A 2,296-nucleotide genomic window follows, 5' to 3' on the forward strand; every position below is an offset into this window, starting at 1 on the left:
GACGGGGCCCGGGTGCTGCGCTCGCGCACCGGCGGCCGTCCCCCCTCGACGCGCCCCGAACCCGGAGGCGAGCCCGAGCGTCCCCCGCGTGTGCTCGCGGGCCGTGCTGGCCCGGCCTCCGGCCAGGCGTCCCCCAGGTCCTCGGAGGGGACGCAGGTGGGCCGCAGGCGTCCCGCTCCCGCCGACCGACAGGGCCCCGAAGGACCGGGCGGCCCTGGAGGGCGTGGACCGCGCGGCGGAACGCGCTAGCATCCGGTCCGCAAGGAGCAGCCCATGGCGATCGGCAAGGTAATCAAGGGGGACGGGTTGGCGGAGTCGGTGGTCGTCGCCTCGGAGCGACCGGCGCTGCGGCCGCCTCGCGCGGGCGTGATGAACGCCGAGGTCTTCGAGGCCCGCCAGGGCGCCCAGGGCATCATCGAGGAGGCCCACCGCGAGAAGGAGCGCATCCTCGCCGAGGCCCAGCGTGAGAAGGAGGAGCACTTCGCCAAGGCCCGGGACCTGGGACGCCAGGAGGGGCTCGCGCAGGCGACGGAGCTCGTCCTCCGCGCGAAGATCCAGGCCGGGGAGCTGCTCACCTCGCACGAGCGCGACATCATCGGGCTGGCGCTGAAGATGGCGGAGAAGATCATCGGCCGCGATCTGGAGCGCGACCCGGATCTGATGGTGGACCTGTGCGCTGCGGCCATCGACAACCTGCGCAACGCGCGCGCCATGGTGCTGCGCGTGCACCCGAAGACGGCCGCGGTGCTGCGCGCCAAGCGCCCGGTGCTGATGGAGCTCATCGGTCGCACGGTGGACCTGGCCATCAAGGAGGACCCGGAGGTCGCCCCGGTGGGCTGCATCGTGCAGACGGAGGCCGGCACGGTGGACGCGCAGCTGCCCACCCAGCTGGAGATGCTCCAGAACATCCTGTTGCCCGACCCCGCCCGCAAGAGCGGTCCGGCCTGAGCCTTTAGGAACCCGCCATGGCCATCGACCTCTCGCGCTACTACGACCTCATCAAGGAGGCGTCCCTCGTCCGGGTGCGCGGTCGCGTCACCGAACTCACGGGCCTCGTCATCAAGGCGAGCGTGCCCAACGTCCGCATCGGCGAGGTGGTGCTCATCAAGAGCCGCCTGCGCGGCGCGATGAAGTCGGAGGTCGTGGGCTTCGTGGGCGACGAGGTGATGCTCATGCCCCTGGGCGAGCTGTACGGCATCGGTCCGGACAGCGAGTGCATCCCCACCGGGCGCCCCCTCACCATCAAGTGCGGCGACGCGCTCCTGGGCCGCGTGCTCAACGGCATCGGCGAGCCCATGGACGGGCGCCCCCTGGAGGGCGACGGCCTCATCGACTGGTCCGTGGACCGCGACTGCCCGGATCCGTTCACGCGCCAGCGCATCGAACGGCCGCTGCCCCTGGGCGTCCGCTGCATCGACGGGCTGCTCACCGTGGGCGAGGGCCAGCGCGTGGGCCTCTTCGCAGGCTCCGGCGTCGGCAAGTCCACGCTGATGGGACAGATTGCCCGCAACACCCAGGCCGACCTGAGCGTCGTGGCGCTCATCGGCGAGCGTGGTCGTGAGGTGCGCGAGTTCATCGAGGACGCGATGGGCGAGGAGGGCATGAAGCGCGCCGTCCTGGTGTGCGCCACGTCCGACCAGCCCAGCCTCGTGCGCCTGCGCGCCGCCTATGTGGCCACGGCCATCGCGGAGTACTTCCGCGAGCGCGGCGGCAACGTGCTGTTCATGCTCGACACCGTGACGCGTCTGGCGCGCGCCCAGCGCGACATCGGCCTCGCCATTGGCGAACCCCCCGCGCGTCAGGGCTACCCGCCCAGCGTCTTCTCCATGCTGCCGCGCATCCTGGAGCGCACGGGCAACTCGGAGAAGGGCAAGTGCACCGCCATCTACACCTGCCTCGTGGCCGGCGGTGACATGGAGGAGCCCATCGCCGACGAAGTCCGAGGTATTCTCGACGGCCACTTCATCCTCAACCGTGCCCTGGGTGAACGCAACCAGTGGCCCGCCATGGACGTGCTCGCGAGCCTCAGCCGTGTGATGAGCGGCATTGTCTCCAAGGAGCACAAGAAGGCCGCCGGCAAGCTGCGCGAGACGCTCTCCACCTACGAGAAGCAGCGCGACCTCATCCTCCTGGGTGCCTACCAGGCAGGCGCCGACGCGCGCACCGACTACGCCATCGAGAAGTACGACGCCATCATCGACTTCCTCAAGCAGGACACCCACTCCAACTCCCCCTTCGAGGAGACCGTGGAGCAGCTCATCGCCCTCTTCGAGGACTGACCGGCTCCAGGGGAGGG

The 2,296-nt window shown here is 70.6% G+C and carries 2 protein-coding genes and 1 pseudogene; all 3 read left to right on the top strand.

Going from position 1 to position 2,296, the window contains the following annotated elements; genetic code table 11:
• Nucleotides 1-249: pseudogene (locus D7V97_RS46360) on the top strand (hypothetical protein); the annotation flags it as partial.
• Between the two features lie 24 nt (nucleotides 250-273).
• Nucleotides 274-948, top strand: a complete 675-nt coding sequence (locus D7V97_RS42420; RefSeq protein ID WP_120616197.1) for a FliH/SctL family protein — start codon at nucleotides 274-276, stop codon at nucleotides 946-948.
• A gap of 17 nt (nucleotides 949-965) precedes the next feature.
• Nucleotides 966-2,279 (top strand): type III secretion system ATPase SctN, encoded by a 1,314-nt coding sequence (sctN, locus tag D7V97_RS42425; protein ID WP_120616198.1) that lies wholly within the window; start codon nucleotides 966-968, stop codon nucleotides 2,277-2,279.
• Nucleotides 2,280-2,296 lie beyond the last annotated feature (17 nt).

It is taken from the genome of Corallococcus sp. CA053C (assembly GCF_003611675.1).
GTDB lineage: Bacteria > Myxococcota > Myxococcia > Myxococcales > Myxococcaceae > Corallococcus.

Excerpts from the sequence above, each read along its gene's own strand:
- sctN (WP_120616198.1), top strand. The coding sequence starts at position 966 with ATGGCCATCGACCTCTCGCGCTACTACGACCTCATCAAGGAGGCGTCC.
- D7V97_RS42420 (WP_120616197.1), top strand. The coding sequence starts at position 274 with ATGGCGATCGGCAAGGTAATCAAGGGGGACGGGTTGGCGGAGTCGGTG.